The following is a 17,506-nucleotide window of genomic DNA, read 5'->3' on the forward strand; positions in this document are numbered from 1 at the left end:
GCGGGCTGCCCCGGCCTTCCGGGAACGTCTCAGCGATTTTGAGGCCACCAACACCAGCAGTTTCAGCCAGCGTGGTGAATAAATAAAAGGCAGGTCGCTCGGACCGTAGCCCGGGTAAGGCGCAGCCGCTACCCGGGAAAACTCGCGCCAACTCCCCTCTCTCCTCTGAATGCAGAAAACCCCACGATTGACAAGTGAACCGCATCACAGCGGCGAACTTTATTGATTCCTGAAAGGAAAGAACCTGCGCCAATTCACCTTTTATTATTTCCGTTCCGTGTTTTATTGCTTCACGAATCGGCCAATTGTTTAATTCATGTAACGAAGAAATAATCCAATTGTTAATAGCATTTTGCTACGAACCCTGACCCTACAGCGTGATAACAACGACAGGCTAAAGCCACCGACGGGCAACCGTGCCCAGGAGATCACTCATGTTGAGCAACGTAAAGAAAAAAGATGTGCCGCTGATTGTCATCAGCCTGGCGGCCATTGTTTTCATCGCCGCTACATTAAGTCTCTTCCCCCAACAAACCGCCCAGGCGGCTAATTCGATTTTTAACGGCGTCACCCGCCTGCTGGGTTCCGCGGTACAGGTGCTGGTGCTGCTGGCGCTGGGACTGGTGTTATATCTGGCCACCAGTAAATACGGCAATATCCGGCTCGGCGAAGGCAAAGCCGAATACAGCACTCTCTCATGGCTGTTTATGTTTATTTGCGCCGGACTCGGCTCCTCTACGCTGTACTGGGGTGTTGCCGAGTGGGCTTATTACTACCAGACCCCTGGCCTGAATATTGCGCCGCATTCAGCAAAAGCGCTGGAATACAGCATCCCCTACTCTTTCTTCCACTGGGGCATTAGCGCGTGGGCGACCTACACCCTCGCCTCGCTGATCATGGCCTATCACTTTCACGTGCGGAAAAATAAAGGCCTCAGCCTCTCCGGGATCATTTCGGCGATCACCGGCGTCAATCCGCAGGGCTTCTGGGGTCGCCTGGTTGACCTGATGTTCCTGATCGCCACCGTCGGCGCGTTAACCATTTCGTTGGTGGTCACAGCCGCCACCTTCACCCGCGGCCTGTCAGCTCTCACCGGACTGCCGGATAACTTCACCGTCCAGGCGTTTGTGATCCTGCTCTCCGGCGGTATTTTCTGCATGAGTTCGTGGATTGGTATCAACAACGGCCTGCAGCGACTGAGCAAAATGGTCGGCTGGGGAGCGTTCCTGCTGCCGTTAGTGGTATTACTGGTTGGTCCGACCGAATTCATCACCAATAACATCATCAACGCCATCGGTCTGACGAGCCAAAACTTTCTGCAGATGAGCCTGTTTACCGACCCGCTCGGCGATGGCGCCTTTACCCGCAACTGGACCGTCTTCTACTGGCTGTGGTGGATCTCCTATACCCCAGGCGTGGCGATGTTCGTCACCCGCGTCTCCCGCGGACGTAAGATTAAAGAGGTGATCTGGGGGCTTATCCTCGGCAGCACCGCCGGCTGCTGGTTCTTCTTCGGGGTGATGGAAAGCTATGCCATGCATCAGTTCGTCAACGGCGTGATTAACGTGCCGCAGGTCATGCAGACCCTCGGCGGCGAAACCGCCGTCCAACAGGTGCTGATGTCGCTGCCGGCGGGCAAGCTGTTCCTCGCCGCCTATCTGTTCGTGATGATTGTTTTCCTCGCTTCGCACATGGATGCGGTGGCCTACACCATGGCGGCGACCAGTACCCGTAACCTGCGCGAAGGCGAGGATCCGGATCGCGGCATGCGCCTGTTCTGGTGCGTGGTGATAACCCTTATCCCGCTATCGATTCTGTTTACCGGCGCTTCGCTGGAAACCATGAAAACCACCGTGGTGTTAACCGCCTTACCGTTCCTTGCCATTTTACTGATCAAGACCGGCGGCTTTGTACGCTGGCTAAAACAGGACTACGCCCACGTGCCTGTGCATCAGATAGAAACCCATACGCCCGAGCCGATCGTTAAAGCCGAGACGCTGCCGGTTGGCGCGGTACTCAAAGGCGACGGCCAGTCGCTGTAAAAAACGCTTACTGACAATAATCACAAGGTGACCCTACATGAGCAATTTAAGCCCTGACTTTACCCTGCCGATTAACTTTTGTGCCAATCCACAGGACGCCTGGACCATTCCGGCCCGTTTTTACACCGACAGCCAGGCGTTTGAGCACGAGAAAGAGCGTATCTTCGCCAATAGCTGGATTTGCGTCGCCCACGGCAGCGAAGTCGCCAGGCCGAACGATTACATTACCCGAGAGATCATCGGCGAAAATATCGTTATCGTCCGCGGGCGCGACAACATTCTGCGCGCCTTCTATAACGTCTGCCCGCACCGCGGCCACCAGTTGCTGAGCGGCGAGGGTAAAGCCAAAAACGTGATTACCTGCCCCTATCACGCCTGGGCCTTCAAGCTGGACGGCAATCTCGCCCACGCCCGCAACTGCGAAAACGTGGAGAATTTCGATAGCGATAAGGCAACGCTTGTGCCGGTTCGCCTTGAAGAGTATGCCGGCTTTGTGTTTATCAATATGAACCCGCAAGCGGAGAGCGTGGAAACGCAGCTACCGGGGCTGCAGGACAAAGTGCTGGAAGCCTGCCCGGATGTTCATGAGCTGAAACTGGCGGCCCGCTTTACCACTCTTACCCCGGCGAACTGGAAAAATATCGTCGATAACTATCTGGAATGTTACCACTGCGGCCCGGCGCACCCGGGCTTCTCGGATTCCGTGCAGGTTGACCGTTACTGGCACACCATGCACGGCAAATGGACGCTGCAGTATGGCTTCGCCAAGCCGTCCGAGCAGTCATTTAAATTCGAAGAAGGCACCGACGCCGCGTTCCACGGTTTCTGGCTGTGGCCGTGCACCATGCTCAACGTCACGCCGATCAAGGGCATGATGACCGTCATTTATGAATTCCCGGTGGATGAAGAGACCACCCTGCAGAATTACGACATCTATTTCACCAACGAAGAGCTGACCGACGAGCAGAAAGCGCTGATTGAGTGGTATCGCGACGTGTTCCGCCCGGAAGATTTGCGCCTGGTGGAAAGCGTGCAGAAGGGGCTGAAGTCCCGCGGCTATCGCGGACAGGGGCGCATTATGGCGGATAACAGCGGCAGCGGGATCTCCGAGCACGGGATCGCCCATTTCCACAATCTGGTCGCCCAGGTATTCCAGCCGTAATCATTGAAGGAGTTGGCCATGTCCGTATTTCACTCAAATCTGTTTCGCCAGCAGGCGCTGATTGCCGGAAGCTGGCGCGATGCCGCCGACGGTACGACGCTTGCCGTCAGCAATCCCTCCACCGGCGCGACGCTCGACCAAATCCCCAATATGGGACGAGCGGAAGCGCAGCAGGCGGTGGATGCCGCCGCAGCCGCGCTGCCGGCATGGCGCGCGCTTACCGCCGCCCAGCGCGCCGCGCTATTGAAGAACTGGCACCGCCTGATCCTCGAAAACAAGACCGCGCTGGCGCAGATAATGACCGCCGAGCAGGGCAAGCCGCTGGCGGAAGCGGAAGGCGAAATCGCCTATGCCGCCTCGTTTATCGAGTGGTTTGCCGAACAAGGGAAACGCGCCAACGGCGAAATAATCCCCTCCCCCGGCGCCGATAAACGCCTGATGGTGATCCGCCAGGGCGTGGGGGTCTGCGCGGCGATCACCCCGTGGAACTTCCCGGCAGCGATGATCACCCGTAAGGCCGGCCCGGCGCTGGCCGCGGGTTGTACGATGGTAATTAAGCCTGCCAACGAAACGCCGTTTACCGCGCTGGCGATGGCGGAACTGGCGAATCAGGCCGGGATCCCGCAGGGCGTCATTAACGTCGTAACTGGCCAGTCGCGTGAGATTGGCGCGGTGTTCACCGGTGATGAGCGGGTGCGTAAGCTCTCCTTTACCGGCTCGACCGAAGTCGGCCGCGTGCTGATGCGCCAGTGCGCGGAATCCATCAAAAAGCTCTCTTTAGAGCTCGGCGGTAACGCGCCGTTTATCGTCTTTGACGACGCCGATATCGATAAAGCGGTCGAGGGCGCGCTGATCGCCAAGTTCCGCAACGCCGGGCAAACCTGCGTTTGCGTCAACCGCTTCTATATTCATCGCGCCGTCTACGACCAATTCTGCGATAAGTTCGTTGCCCGCGTCGCCGCTCTGAAAGTGGGCGATGGCAGCGAGTCCGGTGTGCAGATTGGCCCGCTTATCAACGCCGACGCCGGGCGCAAAGTCCAGTCCCTGCTCGACGACGCCATGAGCCGCGGCGCCACGCTGTTAACCGGCGGAAAAGCGCATCCGCTGGGCGGTAATTTCTTCACCCCTACGGTGATCGGCGACGTACAGCCGGGGTCACTGCTGCTGCAGGAAGAGATCTTCGGCCCGGTGGCCGCGCTGGTGAAATTTGAGGATGAGCAAGAGGTCATCGAGCAGGCGAATAACACCATCTACGGTCTCGCCTCCTATTTTTACAGCAACGATGCCGCCCGTATCTGGCGCGTCTCCGAGCAACTGGAATACGGCATGGTCGGCATCAATACCGGGCTGATTTCTAATGAAGTCGCGCCATTTGGCGGAGTGAAACAGTCGGGTCTTGGCCGCGAAGGCTCGGAACACGGAATCGAAGATTACCTGGAGATGAAGTATCTCTGCCAGGGGTTGTAACTGTATTCTCCCGGCGGCGGCTCTGGCCACGCCGGGATTTTTGATGGAGTTCAGCGATGTCTGATTATCAAATGTTTGAGACGATCGTTCGCGATGTTGAACAGATCACCGCCCAGGTTAAGCGTTTTACGCTGGTATCGTCGACCGGCGCTCCGCTGCCGGAGTTCAGCGGCGGCAGCCATATAATCGTCCAGATGCAGGATGGCGAGCAGCGTTACAGCAATGCCTATTCGCTCATGAGCTCACCGCTGGATACCACCAGCTGGCAGATTGCGGTGCGTCTTGAGTCGCCTTCTAAAGGCGGCTCGCGTTTTATGCATCAGCAGGTGCGACCGGGCGATACCCTGACGGTATCCACCCCCAACAACCTGTTCGCCATCGAACCACAGGCGCGAAAACATCTGCTGATCGCCGGCGGTATCGGCATCACGCCATTCTTGTCGCATATTCCGGAACTGGAACAACAGCAGGCCGACTGGCAGCTGCACTACTGTTTCCACGACGCTGACAATAATGCTTTCGTCGATGCGCTCAGCGCCGCGCCGTGGCGCGACCGGGTCGATATTCACATATCAGCGCTCGGCAGCCGTCTCGACCTGTCGCGCCTGTTCGCCGATATCGAACCCGGCACCCACATCTATACCTGCGGCCCGGCAGCGCTTAACGAGGCGGTGAAAGCCGCCGCCGAACGGTATCAGGTTCCCGCCAGCCAGCTGCACTTTGAGCAATTTATCGTTGAAGATAAAGGCGGAGAGGCATTTACCCTGGTGCTGGCGCGTTCCGGACGCGAATTTACCGTGCCGCAGGAGATGACCATTTTGCAGGTGATCGAGAATAACAAAGCGGCGAAGGTGGAATGTCTGTGCCGCGAAGGGGTGTGCGGCACCTGCGAAACGATGATTCTGGAGGGCGAAGCCGACCACCGCGATCAGTATTACAGCGATGAAGAGAAAGCCAGCCAGCAGAGTATGCTGATCTGCTGCTCACGCGCTAAAGGCGGCCGGTTAGTGCTGGATTTATAGCTCGCTCTCCGGCCAGCGGCGCTGGCCGGAGAGACAATCACAGTTCCAGCTCGCACCGCAATAAGAATGGACTGACCCCGCGGAAATATTCCAACGACCTACCACTCCATGGCGACGAGATCAGTGGCGCGGATACTAAAGCCTTCGCTGGTAGTGTAATTAGCACAATGTGCTACATCAGCAGCGAATTAACGCATCTCCGCGCCAAATCAATTTTTATCCCGGCTGAACGTTGAGCTTTTCACCGCTATGCGCAAAATATCCGCGCCTGACCAATAACGTCCAGGCGAACCGCGGCGCCAGCTTGCCAGGCGGCCTGGCTGACGGTTTTCAGCACCAGCGGCATCGATTGCCCCGCCGCCCTCACCGTCAGCGTCGAGATATGGCCGGCGAAATCGACATCCACGATGCGAAAGGCGCTCTCCTGCGGCGCGCACGACGACACCCGCAGTTGTTCCGGGCGCAACATCACGCGCCCGCGGCCGCTGGCGTGAGGATCGTCGGTCGGCAACTCGCCGATGGCGCAACGGGCGCGCCCTTCCATGAGCTCGGCGTCGAGCACCAGCGCATCGCCAAGAAATAGCGCGGTGGCCTCGTCAACCGGACGCGAATAGACCTCGAACGGCGTCCCTACCTGAGCGAAACGCCCCTGCCGCATCACCGCGACCTGGCTTGCAAACGACAGCGCTTCAGTCTGGTCGTGAGTGACCAGGATCGAGGCTACGCCAGCCTCGGCCAGCAGATCGGCGGTGGCTTTGCGCGTCGCCGCCCGCAGCCCGGTATCCAGCGCCGAGAAAGGTTCATCCAGCAACATCAGGGATGGCCGCTGGGCCAACGCGCGCGCCAGCGCAACCCGCTGCTGCTGGCCGCCGGAAATTTCATGCGGCCAGTGGTTCGCTAATGTCGCATCTAACGCCACCATCTCCATCAGTGCGGCCACCCGACGGCGTTTCTCTTCGCGACTGCAATCGAGTCCCCAGGCAATATTGTCCGCGACGTTAAGATGGGGGAACAGCGCCCCTTCCTGCGGCACGAAACCGATCCCGCGCTGATGCGCCGGCACAAACACGCCTTCGGCAAACAGGGTGTTGCCCTGCAGAACGATTCGCCCGTTATCCGGGGTTTCAAAACCGGCAAGAATCCGCAGCAGCGTGGTTTTACCGGAACCCGACGGGCCGACAATGGCGGTACGGCTTCCCGGCGCCACTGCCAGATTAAGGTTATCGAGCACCAGCGCGTCGGCGAAAGATTTCGAGATAGAAGACAATTCCAGCATGTTACAACCCTGCAATTTTTTTCGACTGCACATAAAGAACCGCCGTCAGCGGCAGCGAAATCACGATCATCAGCATCGCATAGGGCGCCGCGGCGACGTAGTCGATCTCGCTGGTCAACGCCCAAAAACCGGTCGACAGCGTGCGGGTGCCTAACGGCGATAGCAGCAACGTCGCGGTGAGCTCGTTGCTCACGCCAAGAAACACCAGCGCGGCGCCAGCGGCCGCTCCCGGCGCGGCCAGCCGCATGGTGACGCTCCATAAGGCGCGGGCCGGGCTGCGCCCAAGGCTACGGGCGACATTTTCCAGCTCAACCGGCGCCTGGGCGATACCGGCGCGCAGGTTAATCAGCGCTCGCGGCATAAACATCAGCAGGTACGCGAGGAACAGGGTCACCTCGGTCTGGTACACCGGACGGGCATAGTGGATGGTGACCGTCACCAGCGCCAGCGCGGTGACGATACCCGGCAGTGAGCTGGTGATGTAATTACAGCCCTCCAGCAGGCGAAACAGCCGGCGCGGATAACGCACGCCGAGCCAGGCGATAGGAATCGCGCAGGCGGTGGTCAGCAGCGCGCCGCCCGCGCCCAGCATCAGGGTCTGGCGCAGCGAATGCCAGAGATCGGCATGCAGCCAGTTCTCCACCCCGCCGAGCCATAGCCAGCGGCACAGCACCAGCAGCGGGACGCCCATCGCCAGCATCACCAGCGTCAGCAGCAGCAGTTGCGCGCCCCATGCGGCCACTTTCCCCAACGGACGACGCTTCTGTTCGCGCGCCGCGCCGGCGCCGATGCGCGCGTAGCGCGCTTTACCGCGCGAAACGCTCTCCAGTAGCAGAATCGCCAGACAACACAGCGCCAGCACTCCCGCCAGCATATTCGCCGCTGGGCCGCTAAAGGTAGACTGGAACTGGTCATAAATGGCGGTGGTGAAGGTATCGAAGCGAATCATCACATACAGGCCATATTCTGCCAGCAGATGCAGCGCCACCAGCAGCGCACCGCCGCAGATAGCCAACCGCAACTGCGGCAGCACCACGCGGAAGAAAACCTTCCACGGCGGCGTACCCAACGAGGCGGCAACATCTTCCAGCGTCGGATCGAGACGACGGAGCACCGCCGCCACCGGCATGTAGATAAAAGGATAGTAGGCCAGCACCGAGAGGAACACCCCGGCGGACAGGCCGTGCAGCGAGGGAACCGCGCTGACCCAGGCATAGCTCTGGACAAATGCCGGGATAGCCAGCGGCGCGACCGCCAGCGCCGACCATAGCTGACGCCCGGCAAGCGCGGTGCGTTCAGTGAGCCAGGCCACCGCCACGCCCAGTACGATAGAGATAGGCACCGCCAGCAGCGTCAGCCACAGCGTATTGCTGAGCAGTTCAGCTACCCGCGGGCGAAACACCAGTGCTTTAATGGTCGGCCAGCCGGTCTCAATCCCCACCGCGGCCACAAAACCTAACGGCAGTAACGCCATTACTGAAAACAGTACAGCTAAGGCAACCATCGGAAATGCAGGACGCCTGCGCTCGGGCAGGCGTCCTGTTTTCTTTCCGAGTACCAGACTCAGGACAGACATAGATAAATCACTTCAGCATCAAATTACAGCAGGCCAGCCTGGGTCATCAGGTCGATCACTTTTTTGCTATTCAGCGTTGACGGCTCTACCTTCGGCGCGTCCAGCTCTTTCAGAGGCGTCAGTTTCGGGTTAGAGGCGGCATTCACGCCCACCGCATATTCGAAAGCATTATTGGTACGCAGCTCATCCTGACCCTGCTTGCCGGTGATCCATTTGATAAAGGCCTGCGCCTGCTCTTTATGTTTGCTGGACGCCAGTACGCCGCCGCCGGAGATACTCACGAAAGCGCCCGGATCCTGGTTTTTAAAGTAATACAGCCTGGTGTTTTTGCTGTTCTCGCCGGTTTTCGCCTGGTCGACAAAGCGGTAATAGTGGTAGATCACCCCACCGTCGATTTGTCCGGCGTTGACCGCTTTCATCACCGTGCTGTTGCCTTTGTAGGCCACGAAGTTCGTTTTCATCGCCTTCAGCCAGTCGAGAGTCGCTTTTTCGCCCTTCAATGCCAGCATGGCGCTGACGATGGCCTGGAAGTCTGCGCCCGATGGTGAGGCGGCCCAGCGCCCTTTCCACTCAGGTTTCGCCAGGTCCATCAGCGAATGCGGCAGCTGAGATTCGCTGATTTTCGCCGGGTTATAGACGAAAACGGTGCTGCGGGCAGCAATGCCAATCCAGCGGCCGTGCTCAGGACGATACTGCGGCGCGACCTGATTCAGCGTCGCGGCATCCAGCGGCGCAAACAGTTTGGCATTATCAACCAACACCATTGAAGGTGAGTTTTCGGTCAGGAAGACATCCGCCGGCGAGGCTGCCCCCTCCTGCACCAGTTGATTACCCAATTCGCTATCGTCGCCGTTGCGCAGCGTGACTTTAATACCGGTTTCTTTGGTAAAGCCGTCAACCCAGGATTTCACCAGGTTTTCATGCTGGGCGTTATACACCACGATGCCGTCGCCATTGTCAGCAGCCATAACCTGCGGAGCGGTAAACAGAGCCGAAGCAGCGAGCATCGCCGCGCAATATGCCGATAAGCGGAAATTCATAAGCTAATCCTTAGTATGGGTAGTCGAAAAGCCGTGGAGAAACCGGGTTGGCACGGATTAAATCACAGAGGAATGTGAATGATAATGAAAACAATTACCATCATTTTAAAAAAGTGAAAAACACCGCCAATTAGAATTTCCTGATGACAAAATGCTTATTTCAACGCGCGACCGAAACAAACATTAAGACAACATTAAGCCAGCAGGTTTAAATATTATCGCTGTTTAAAAGCTTGATCGTCTTCACAGATTCTCCCCGCGACACAGCAACGGCCAGCTGCTTACCGGGTGAAATCATCACCCTTGCCAATAATTTTAAATGAGAATGATCTTGATAATCATTCTCAATATCACATATCATCCTGTTCCAGCAGCAAGATACGAAGAAAAGACGATTAAAAAGCCGAAAATGGATATTTTATGTTTAAGGACCCCCTTTTAAAGACTCTGGTTATAGGCTGCGCGTGGTTACTGAGCGCCTGTCACAGCCCGGTTCACCCCCTCTCCCCTGCCGGGGAGCACGCGCTGGTAGAGAAGGCGAATATTCGTGATACCGCCAGCGGGCGCACCCTGACGCCGCAACAATTGCTGAACCAACTCGCCCAGGCGCCGCTGGTTATTGTTGGCGAAGAACATACCAACGCTCAGCATCACCAGATTGAGCGCTGGCTGCTGCAGAACCTCCACACCCTTCGCCCGCAGGGCAGCGTGCTGATGGAGATGATCGACCTAAGCCAGCAGGAGGCGGTCAATCGGGTCAAACGGGCCAGCCTCAGCGGGACGACCGTGAGCGCCACTCGCGCGGCGGAAACCCTGCGCTGGAACCCCGGCTGGCCGTGGGCGCTTTATCGCGACGTCGTGATGACCGCGCTGCAAGCACCTTATCCACTGCTGGCAGCCAACCTTAGCCGCCAGCAGGTGAGCGACATCTATCAGCATCCCACGTTTCCCCGCGGAACGCTCTCCAACAGCCCGCAGGTACATGAATCGCTATCGGCCATTATCTATCTGATGCATAACGGGAAAATCGATGGCGAGCAGGTTACCTCTATGCTCGCTATTCAGCAGCAGCGCGATCGCCTGATGGCGACGCAAATGCAAGCCGCACCGCGCCCGGCGCTGCTGATTGCCGGCGGCTATCATGCGGCTAAAGATATTGGCGTACCGCTGCATCTGGCCGATCTCAATGCGGAAAAACCGCTGGTGTTACTGCTGACCACCGACGGCACCACGCCGACGGCGAAGCAGGCTGATTACATCTGGTCGGTGGCGGCGGAAAAATGAATATCCCTCTCTCCACGCCATTGATAGCGTCGCGCCCTCGCTGGTTCACGGGAACAACGGCCAGCGTGCTGGGTCATCTGGCGCTGGCCGTACCTTTTATCATTCATTTCGCCTCGCCGCCGGATGCCGCCCCCCCTGCCGCGGTGATGGTGGAGTACGCGCCGGAACTGGAAGTGTCATTGATTCATCCCGAGCTGCCGCCGGGCGTCACCCAGCAGCGCAAAGTCGAGGCGATGACCGAGCAGGAAACGGCCGCGGCGAAAGAGGCGCCGAAGCTGCATATTCACGACAATGCGCAAATAAAGCTCTCCGCCAGCAAACCCGAACCGCAGCGGAAAAAGAAAATCGAGGTTAAAAAACAGTCCCGCCGTCAGCAGCAAGAGGAAAAGGGTAATTCAACCATCACCAGCTACGCCGCGCCCCCGGCGCCGGCCGTCCTCACTCAGCGCACCACCGCGCCGCTCGATAGCGATGCCGCGCGCCTGAGCGACAACAAGATCAGTTGGGAATCGCTGGTGAAAGGCAAAATCAACAAAATGCGCCACTACCCGGAAGATGCGCGCCGCCGTAAACGTACCGGTACCGTCATTATTACCTTCAGCGTCAACGAACGCGGCGAGGTGTTGCAATCGCAGCTGGCGAACTCATCAGGGACCCATTCACTGGATCGCGCCGCGCTGATGGCGCTGGAAAATGCGCGTCCACTTCCGCCGCCGCCAAAAGAGCTGCTGCGTAACGGCATAAATAAGGTCACCCTGCCGGTGGAGTTCGGCTTATTAAAAATATAAACCCAGGGTTCCCTGTTATTTATTCAGGCATCCAGGATGTTATTTATCACGGTCACTGACCGCTAATAATTTTTTATTTTGGGCAATGTGTCATCGCACTTAGCAATAAGCGCGATGCACGCTGCTGCCCTTTTTGTGCGTTAACTATTTATTACCTCAGGATTGGATTATGGAAAAATCACAAATAATCACGGGGCTCGTTACCGGGCTACTTATCGTCAACGGCCAGGCTTTCGCCGCCGAAAGCGAAGGAGAATCGGTTTTCTCTCCTATCACCATTACCGATAACCCGCTGGCGGAAAATGCCGGCCAGGTCGGCTCCTCAGAGGAGAGCTATACCCGTCCCGGCGCCTACAGTTCGCGAACGCTCAATAAGAATCTGCAAAGCCTCGATGCCTCGCTGCGCAGCATGGCGGGCACCTATACGCAAATCGACCCGCTGCAGGGCACCATCAGCGTCAATATTCGCGGCATGAACGGGCTGGGCCGGGTAAACACCATGGTCGATGGTGTCACCCAGACCTTCTTCGGCATGGCGCCAGCTAACTACCACGGCGGGGCGAATACCGCCGCCGGGGTGCCGCTGGACCCCAACTTCCTGGCCGAAGTGGATATCACCCGCGGCAACAGCGCCGGTTCGCAAGGCGTCAACGCGCTGGCGGGCAGCGCCAACCTGCACACCATCGGCATCGATGATGTGTTAAAACCGGGGCATCAGGTCGGCCTGCTGTCGCGTTTTTCCGTGGGCGATAACGGACTCGGCCGCACCGGTATGGTAACGGTAGCCGGCAAAACCGACACCTTCGATAACGGCGGCGGCCTTGGCGCGCTACTCGGCATCAGCGGCACCCGCACCTATGCGACCTATAAAAACGGCGGCGGACGCAGCAGCGAAGAGTTTATCGGCGAAGATAATAAATATTTGCGTCAGGAGCCGCGCTCGCAGCTATATAAAATCAATTTCAACGTCGATCAATTTAACCGCTTCGAGTTTTCCGGGCGTAATTACCGCAATAGTTTTACCCGTCGCGATATTAGCAGCGACGACTACTATCTGCGCTATAACTACGCGCCGCTCAATGAACTGGTCGAGTTCAATGTATTAGCCAGCACCAGCCGCGGCAATCAGGCATATAAACCGGAGTCGCTGTATAATTTTAATAACTCCTCGACCACCAATAAGTCCAACGCGCTGGACATGAACAACACCAGCCGTTTTCGTATTACCGACGATCTGTATGCCGCTTTCCAGCTCGGCGGCAAATTAATGGACACCCGCTATTCCCGCCGCTTCGTGCAGGATACCGAGACCGACCACAACGCCTTCGCCCCGGCGGGCAAGCAGAAGATCGCCTCGCTCTATAGCGGGCTGACATTAAACAAGGATATTTATCAGCTCGATCTTAATCTCAACTATACCCGCAGCCGGGTACAGGGCTATAAACCGGCCTGTGCAGATAACGAAAAATGCTTCCCGCAAGGGGCCACCCAACTCAACGTCAAAGATAACGGTTTTAATCCCTCGGCGACCTTCTCCGCTCAGGTGACGCCATGGCTGCAGCCGTTTGTCAGTTGGAGCCGTTCCTCGCGTGCGCCGAACGTTCAGGAAGTGTTCTTCGCCAACGAGGGCGGCGCATCGATGAACCCGTTCCTGAAACCGGAAAAAGCCGAGACCTGGGAGGCCGGTTTTAACGTTATCAAACAAGGATTATTGAGCGAGCAGGATAGCCTGCATCTGAAAGCTCTGACCTACCGCTCGCGGATTAAAGATTACATCACCAGCGAATCCTTCCTGCTGTGCAGCAACGGCGGGCTGTGTAAAGATGTCGCCAATGCTTCGCCGGATTTCAACGCCAATATCTCGGTTAACGTCACCTCGCCGGTGACCACCGAGGGCTATGAGATTGAAGCCGGATACGACATCGGTTTTGCCTACGCCAATGTGTCGTGGAGCAAGCAGCGCACCGATCAGCCCACCTCTATTGCCAGCACGGTCTATAGCTTCGCCTATAGCGACCTGAGCGATCTCCCCAGCAGCTACGCCACGGTGGATGTCGGCGGGCGCCTGTTCGATCGCAAACTCACCGTCGGCAGCCTGGTGAAATTCACCGGTAAATCAAAACGCCTGAGTACCGAAGGCATTAGCCTCGACACCAATACGGTGCCTAAAGAGAGCATGCCGAATATCCCGACCATTATCGACCTCTATAGCAGCTGGCAGATGACCGAGAACGTGCTGCTGCGCTTTAGCGTACAGAACGTAACGAATCGTGACTACTCCGAAGCGTTAAACCGTATGAACCAGAGTCTCGATAACGCCAAAGAGGGCGCGTCTGTTAACACCACCGCCCGCGGCCGCACCTATATTTTCGGCGGCGAAATCCAGTTCTGAGCCCTATTTGTCAACAAGGATAACCATCATGCCTAATCGCAACTTGATAAAACCGCTGGCTGCGCTACTGCTCGCCGCCCTGTTCCCCCACCCGGCTTTCGCCATCGATCCGCCGCCGCGGGAAGCGTCGCGCTTTGCGATGAAAACCAATTACCTGCAGGAAGCCAACGAAGGGGTTTATGAGCTGGCGTTCGACAACGGCGACAACCTGCTATTCGCCGCGGCCACCGACCGGGTTAACCGCACGGCCAATAAAGGTTATCTTTACGCCTTTAATCCGGCCACCCTGCAGGTTATCCAGCGCTATGATATGCCCTGGCGCGCCTTCTCGCTGGCGATGAATCAGCCGGCGCACGTGCTTTATGTCGGCCATACCCAGTCGGCTTCGCTGCGTATCAGCCAGTTCGACGCCGCCAGCGGTAAAATCACCCGCACCAGTCCGCGCCTGAGCTTCCCAACCGACGGCGCCGCCGATGCGCGCTTCGAACATCTGCGGCATATGGTATACAGCCGCGCCGCTAATCTGTTATTTGTCAGCTACAGCCATATGCTGAAAACCCAGGACGGGATGCGTCCGCTGCATAAATTGCTGATGCTCGACGGCACGACGTTGCAGCTGAAAGGGGAAGTCAAAGGCGCCTATCGCGGCACCGCCTACGGCCTGACGCTGGATGAAAAGACGCAGAAGATCTACGTTGGCGGCCGCGACTATATCAACGAGATCGATGCCAGAACCCAGCAGGTTGTCCGCACCATCCCGCTTAACGCGCCGCAGTTGGCCAGCGCGCAAAACCTGATCGTTGATTCCGACTCAGGGCGTATTTTCGTGGTCGCCTTCGATCACGACGATCGCAGCGGCCCGCACGACGGCCTGTATATTTTCGATCTGAAAGACGGCAAATCGCTGGGTTACGTGCGTACCGGAGTGGGCGCCAACGCGGTGCGCTTCAATCCGAAATATAACGAGCTGTACGTCAGCAATTTCACCAGCGGCACCATCAGCGTCGTGGATGGCAAAACCTGGCGGGTGACTCATGAATTCCGCGCCCCGGTTTATCCGAATCAAATGGTGCTGTCGCCGGACATGGATACCCTGTACGTCGGCATTAAAGAAGGGTTCAATCGCGAGTGGGATCCTGAGGTATTTGTCGAAGGGGCGAAGGAGCGCATTCTGCGCATTGATTTGCGTAAATCGTAATCCGCTAACCACCTGTCCGGCAGGTGGTTATTAGCCTTCGTTGGCCAGCTTCGCGCGCAGGCGCTTAATCGCCTGGCTGTGCAGCTGGCTAACGCGGGATTCCCCCACCTCCAGCACCGCGCCGATCTCTTTAAGGTTGAGCTCTTCCTGGTAGTAGAGGGTAAGGACCATTTTTTCGCGTTCCGGCAAGGCTTCAATGGCCTCGATGACCCGCTGGCGCAGGCTGCCTTCCAGCAGATGATGCAACGGATTGGCCTCTTCGTGCCCTTCCAGCAGTCGTTCGGCATTCTCGCCCTGTTCTTCCCGCCATTCGTCATAGGAGAACAGCTGGCTGTTATTGGTATCCAGCAGGATTTGTCGGTACTCGGCAAGGGTGATACCCAGCGTCTGCGCAAGTTCGCTTTCCGTGGCCGGGCGGCCAAGATGCTGCTCCAGCTTCTGCATCGCCTGGGCGACTTCGCGGGCGTTACGCCGTACGCTGCGCGGCACCCAGTCGCGGCTACGCAGTTCATCGAGCATTGCGCCGCGGATACGTTGCACCGCATAGGTGGTAAAGGCCGTTCCCTGTAGCGAGTCGTAACGCTCGATGGCGTTCAACAACCCGATTCCCCCGGCCTGCAATAAATCGTCAAGCTCGACGCTGGCGGGCAGCCTGACCTGCAGGCGTAACGCCTCGTGCCGCACTAACGGAACGTAGCGCAGCCAGAGGGAATTTTTGTCCATCACGCCTTCGGCGGTATACAAATCGCTCACTATTTCTGAAACCTGCGGATAAGAGAGTCAGCGCTATTATGCGCAGGGGCAAAAATGCCAATCGCCGGAAAAACCGCATAAAAGCGTCTCTATTTACGACATGCTTTCTCATTCAGCCGTTTTGCCAGGCGGCTATGGGCAAAAAGCAAAAACCCCGCCGAAGCGGGGTTACGATGCGACAGTAATCAGGCGTGCGATTAACGCAGCAGAGACAGGACGTTCTGAGTCGACTGGTTAGCCTGCGCCAGCACGGAGGTACCCGCCTGCTGCAGGATGTTCGCGCGGCTCATGTTGGACACTTCGGTCGCGTAGTCAGCATCCTGAATACGGGACTGGGACGCGGACAGGTTGTTCACGGTGCTGTTCAGGTTGTTGATAACAGAATCGAAACGGTTCTGTACCGCACCCAGGGAGGAGCGCAGGGAATCAACTTGGGACAGGGCATCATCCAATTGTTTTAATGGATTAACCACATTCTTGTTTTCAGTGGTTGCAGTAACAGTACCATCACCCGCTACTGTAGCGTCTTTATAGATGGTCTTGCCTTCGGCATCGGTGGTTTTAACTACATATTTAGATGCGCCTGTACTGTCAGTAAAGGAATGCAATTCTTCACCTGAAGCCAGCCCCTTGACCGTTACATTTTTACCAGTTTGAATATCAACATCGGTGGCAGCAGCATATCCACCAGTAGGTGCTGTAGTAATTTTATTACCGGCGCTGTAGTCAACGGAAACTTTGCCGTCAGAACCCAGAGTTGCTTTGTAGTAAGTTTGTGTGGTGCCGTCGTCCGTCTTTACAGCATATTGTGTGGCGCCCGATGCATCTTGATAAGTTTGAATAGTTTTTGCCCCTGCCGCAGCGGTCCCCGTTTCTGTGCCAATAGTTGGGGTTACAGACTTAGTTTCAGCTACGCTATTAAGCACCGCACCAACTTTATTAGTTTTATCAGAAACGTCGAAAGAGGACAGATTCAGAGTATCTTTATTAATATTTTTCAGATCGATACTGATAGTTTCACCATCATTAGCTCCCACTTGAATAGTTAAAGACTGATCTTTGCTTAACACTTTCACACCGTTAAAATCGGTCTGCTGAGAAATACGATCAATTTCAGACAGACGCTGGGTGATTTCATCCTGGATGGATTTCAGATCGCTATCGGAGTTAGAACCGTTCTGCGCCTGCACAGTCAGACGACGGATGTTCTGCAGGTTATCGTTGACTTCGTTCAGCGCGCCTTCGGTGGTCTGCGCCAGGGAGATACCGTCGTTAGCGTTACGGGAAGCCTGAGTCAGGCCTTTGATGTTAGCGGTGAAACGGTTGGAGATCGCCTGACCCGCGGCATCGTCCTTGGCGCTGTTGATGCGCAGACCGGAAGACAGACGCTCAATCGCCGTGCCCAGGGAAGACTGGGATTTGTTCAGGTTATTTTGCGCCATCAGCGACAGGCTGTTGGTATTAATTACTTGTGCCATTATATGCATTCCTTACGAGTCAGTTGCG

At 57.0% G+C, this 17,506-nt stretch carries 13 protein-coding genes; 8 read left to right on the top strand and 5 right to left on the bottom strand.

The genetic code is table 11. The features are described from left to right. Window positions 1-434: 434 nt before the first annotated feature. From ABLU78_RS20905 to ABLU78_RS20920, 4 genes are read left to right on the top strand one after another with little or no spacing between them, the layout of a single operon-like run. Window positions 435-2,042 carry a BCCT family transporter gene (locus tag ABLU78_RS20905; RefSeq protein WP_046884184.1) on the top strand — a complete coding sequence of 536 codons (1,608 nt, stop codon included), beginning with the start codon at window positions 435-437 and terminating at the stop codon, window positions 2,040-2,042. Window positions 2,043-2,079: 37 nt separating this feature from the next. Continuing rightward, a complete protein-coding gene (gene yeaW / locus ABLU78_RS20910) occupies window positions 2,080-3,204 on the top strand; it encodes a carnitine monooxygenase, oxygenase subunit YeaW (RefSeq protein WP_020079182.1) in 1,125 nt (374 codons plus the stop codon). 18 nt (window positions 3,205-3,222) lie between these two features. Further along, entirely contained in the window at window positions 3,223-4,671 is a 1,449-nt protein-coding gene (locus tag ABLU78_RS20915; protein ID WP_048228635.1) for an NAD-dependent succinate-semialdehyde dehydrogenase, read from the top strand. A 56-nt stretch (window positions 4,672-4,727) separates the two neighbouring features. Further along, window positions 4,728-5,693, top strand: a complete 966-nt coding sequence (locus ABLU78_RS20920) for a PDR/VanB family oxidoreductase (RefSeq protein WP_048228634.1) — start codon at window positions 4,728-4,730, stop codon at window positions 5,691-5,693. Window positions 5,694-5,940: 247 nt separating this feature from the next. Here the strand turns inward: ABLU78_RS20920 and ABLU78_RS20925 are convergent, their stop codons facing one another. From ABLU78_RS20925 to ABLU78_RS20935, 3 genes are read right to left on the bottom strand one after another with little or no spacing between them, the layout of a single operon-like run. Beyond that, the gene (locus tag ABLU78_RS20925; protein WP_048228633.1) at window positions 5,941-6,969 is read right to left on the bottom strand and encodes an ABC transporter ATP-binding protein; all 1,029 of its coding nucleotides are present in this window, start codon (window positions 6,967-6,969) and stop codon (window positions 5,941-5,943) included. A 1-nt stretch (window position 6,970) separates the two neighbouring features. Next, complete coding sequence (locus tag ABLU78_RS20930) at window positions 6,971-8,545, bottom strand: iron ABC transporter permease (RefSeq protein WP_048228632.1); 1,575 nt, start codon at window positions 8,543-8,545, stop codon at window positions 6,971-6,973. A gap of 23 nt (window positions 8,546-8,568) precedes the next feature. Then, window positions 8,569-9,552 (bottom strand): iron ABC transporter substrate-binding protein, encoded by a 984-nt coding sequence (locus tag ABLU78_RS20935; RefSeq protein ID WP_224108172.1) that lies wholly within the window; start codon window positions 9,550-9,552, stop codon window positions 8,569-8,571. 453 nt (window positions 9,553-10,005) lie between these two features. On the opposite strand from ABLU78_RS20935, the gene ABLU78_RS20940 reads away from it, so the two are divergent. The 4 genes from ABLU78_RS20940 (at window position 10,006) to ABLU78_RS20955 (ending at window position 15,247) form a co-directional block, all read left to right on the top strand. Beyond that, the gene (locus tag ABLU78_RS20940) at window positions 10,006-10,869 is read left to right on the top strand and encodes a ChaN family lipoprotein (RefSeq protein ID WP_048228631.1); all 864 of its coding nucleotides are present in this window, start codon (window positions 10,006-10,008) and stop codon (window positions 10,867-10,869) included. Further along, window positions 10,866-11,657: a TonB family protein gene (locus ABLU78_RS20945; protein WP_226925548.1), complete on the top strand. Its 792-nt coding sequence runs from the start codon at window positions 10,866-10,868 to the stop codon at window positions 11,655-11,657. Before ABLU78_RS20940 ends, ABLU78_RS20945 begins: the two co-directional genes overlap by 4 nt. 169 nt (window positions 11,658-11,826) lie before the next feature. After that, window positions 11,827-14,049: a TonB-dependent receptor gene (locus ABLU78_RS20950; RefSeq protein ID WP_048228630.1), complete on the top strand. Its 2,223-nt coding sequence runs from the start codon at window positions 11,827-11,829 to the stop codon at window positions 14,047-14,049. 28 nt (window positions 14,050-14,077) lie between these two features. Then, window positions 14,078-15,247 carry a TieB gene (locus tag ABLU78_RS20955; protein WP_048228629.1) on the top strand — a complete coding sequence of 390 codons (1,170 nt, stop codon included), beginning with the start codon at window positions 14,078-14,080 and terminating at the stop codon, window positions 15,245-15,247. A 30-nt stretch (window positions 15,248-15,277) separates the two neighbouring features. Here the strand turns inward: ABLU78_RS20955 and ABLU78_RS20960 are convergent, their stop codons facing one another. Both ABLU78_RS20960 and ABLU78_RS20965 read right to left on the bottom strand, forming a co-directional pair. Beyond that, window positions 15,278-16,000: an RNA polymerase sigma factor FliA gene (locus tag ABLU78_RS20960; RefSeq protein WP_015704963.1), complete on the bottom strand. Its 723-nt coding sequence runs from the start codon at window positions 15,998-16,000 to the stop codon at window positions 15,278-15,280. 197 nt (window positions 16,001-16,197) lie between these two features. Then, the gene (locus tag ABLU78_RS20965; RefSeq protein ID WP_032714213.1) at window positions 16,198-17,478 is read right to left on the bottom strand and encodes a flagellin FliC; all 1,281 of its coding nucleotides are present in this window, start codon (window positions 17,476-17,478) and stop codon (window positions 16,198-16,200) included. Between the last annotated feature and the right edge of the window lie 28 nt (window positions 17,479-17,506).

It is taken from the genome of Klebsiella sp. JN_Kp122 (assembly GCF_040062085.1).
GTDB lineage: Bacteria > Pseudomonadota > Gammaproteobacteria > Enterobacterales > Enterobacteriaceae > Klebsiella > Klebsiella aerogenes.

What these genes read in the sequence shown, in the direction of transcription:
- ABLU78_RS20965 (WP_032714213.1), bottom strand. Translation starts at nt 17,478, where the DNA reads ATGGCACAAGTAATTAATACCAACAGCCTGTCGCTGATGGCGCAAAAT.
- ABLU78_RS20920 (WP_048228634.1), top strand. Translation starts at nt 4,728, where the DNA reads ATGTCTGATTATCAAATGTTTGAGACGATCGTTCGCGATGTTGAACAG.
- yeaW (WP_020079182.1), top strand. Translation starts at nt 2,080, where the DNA reads ATGAGCAATTTAAGCCCTGACTTTACCCTGCCGATTAACTTTTGTGCC.
- ABLU78_RS20925 (WP_048228633.1), bottom strand. Translation starts at nt 6,969, where the DNA reads ATGCTGGAATTGTCTTCTATCTCGAAATCTTTCGCCGACGCGCTGGTG.
- ABLU78_RS20905 (WP_046884184.1), top strand. Translation starts at nt 435, where the DNA reads ATGTTGAGCAACGTAAAGAAAAAAGATGTGCCGCTGATTGTCATCAGC.
- ABLU78_RS20935 (WP_224108172.1), bottom strand. Translation starts at nt 9,552, where the DNA reads ATGCTCGCTGCTTCGGCTCTGTTTACCGCTCCGCAGGTTATGGCTGCT.
- ABLU78_RS20945 (WP_226925548.1), top strand. Translation starts at nt 10,866, where the DNA reads ATGAATATCCCTCTCTCCACGCCATTGATAGCGTCGCGCCCTCGCTGG.
- ABLU78_RS20940 (WP_048228631.1), top strand. Translation starts at nt 10,006, where the DNA reads ATGTTTAAGGACCCCCTTTTAAAGACTCTGGTTATAGGCTGCGCGTGG.
- ABLU78_RS20955 (WP_048228629.1), top strand. Translation starts at nt 14,078, where the DNA reads ATGCCTAATCGCAACTTGATAAAACCGCTGGCTGCGCTACTGCTCGCC.
- ABLU78_RS20950 (WP_048228630.1), top strand. Translation starts at nt 11,827, where the DNA reads ATGGAAAAATCACAAATAATCACGGGGCTCGTTACCGGGCTACTTATC.
- ABLU78_RS20915 (WP_048228635.1), top strand. Translation starts at nt 3,223, where the DNA reads ATGTCCGTATTTCACTCAAATCTGTTTCGCCAGCAGGCGCTGATTGCC.
- ABLU78_RS20930 (WP_048228632.1), bottom strand. Translation starts at nt 8,545, where the DNA reads ATGTCTGTCCTGAGTCTGGTACTCGGAAAGAAAACAGGACGCCTGCCC.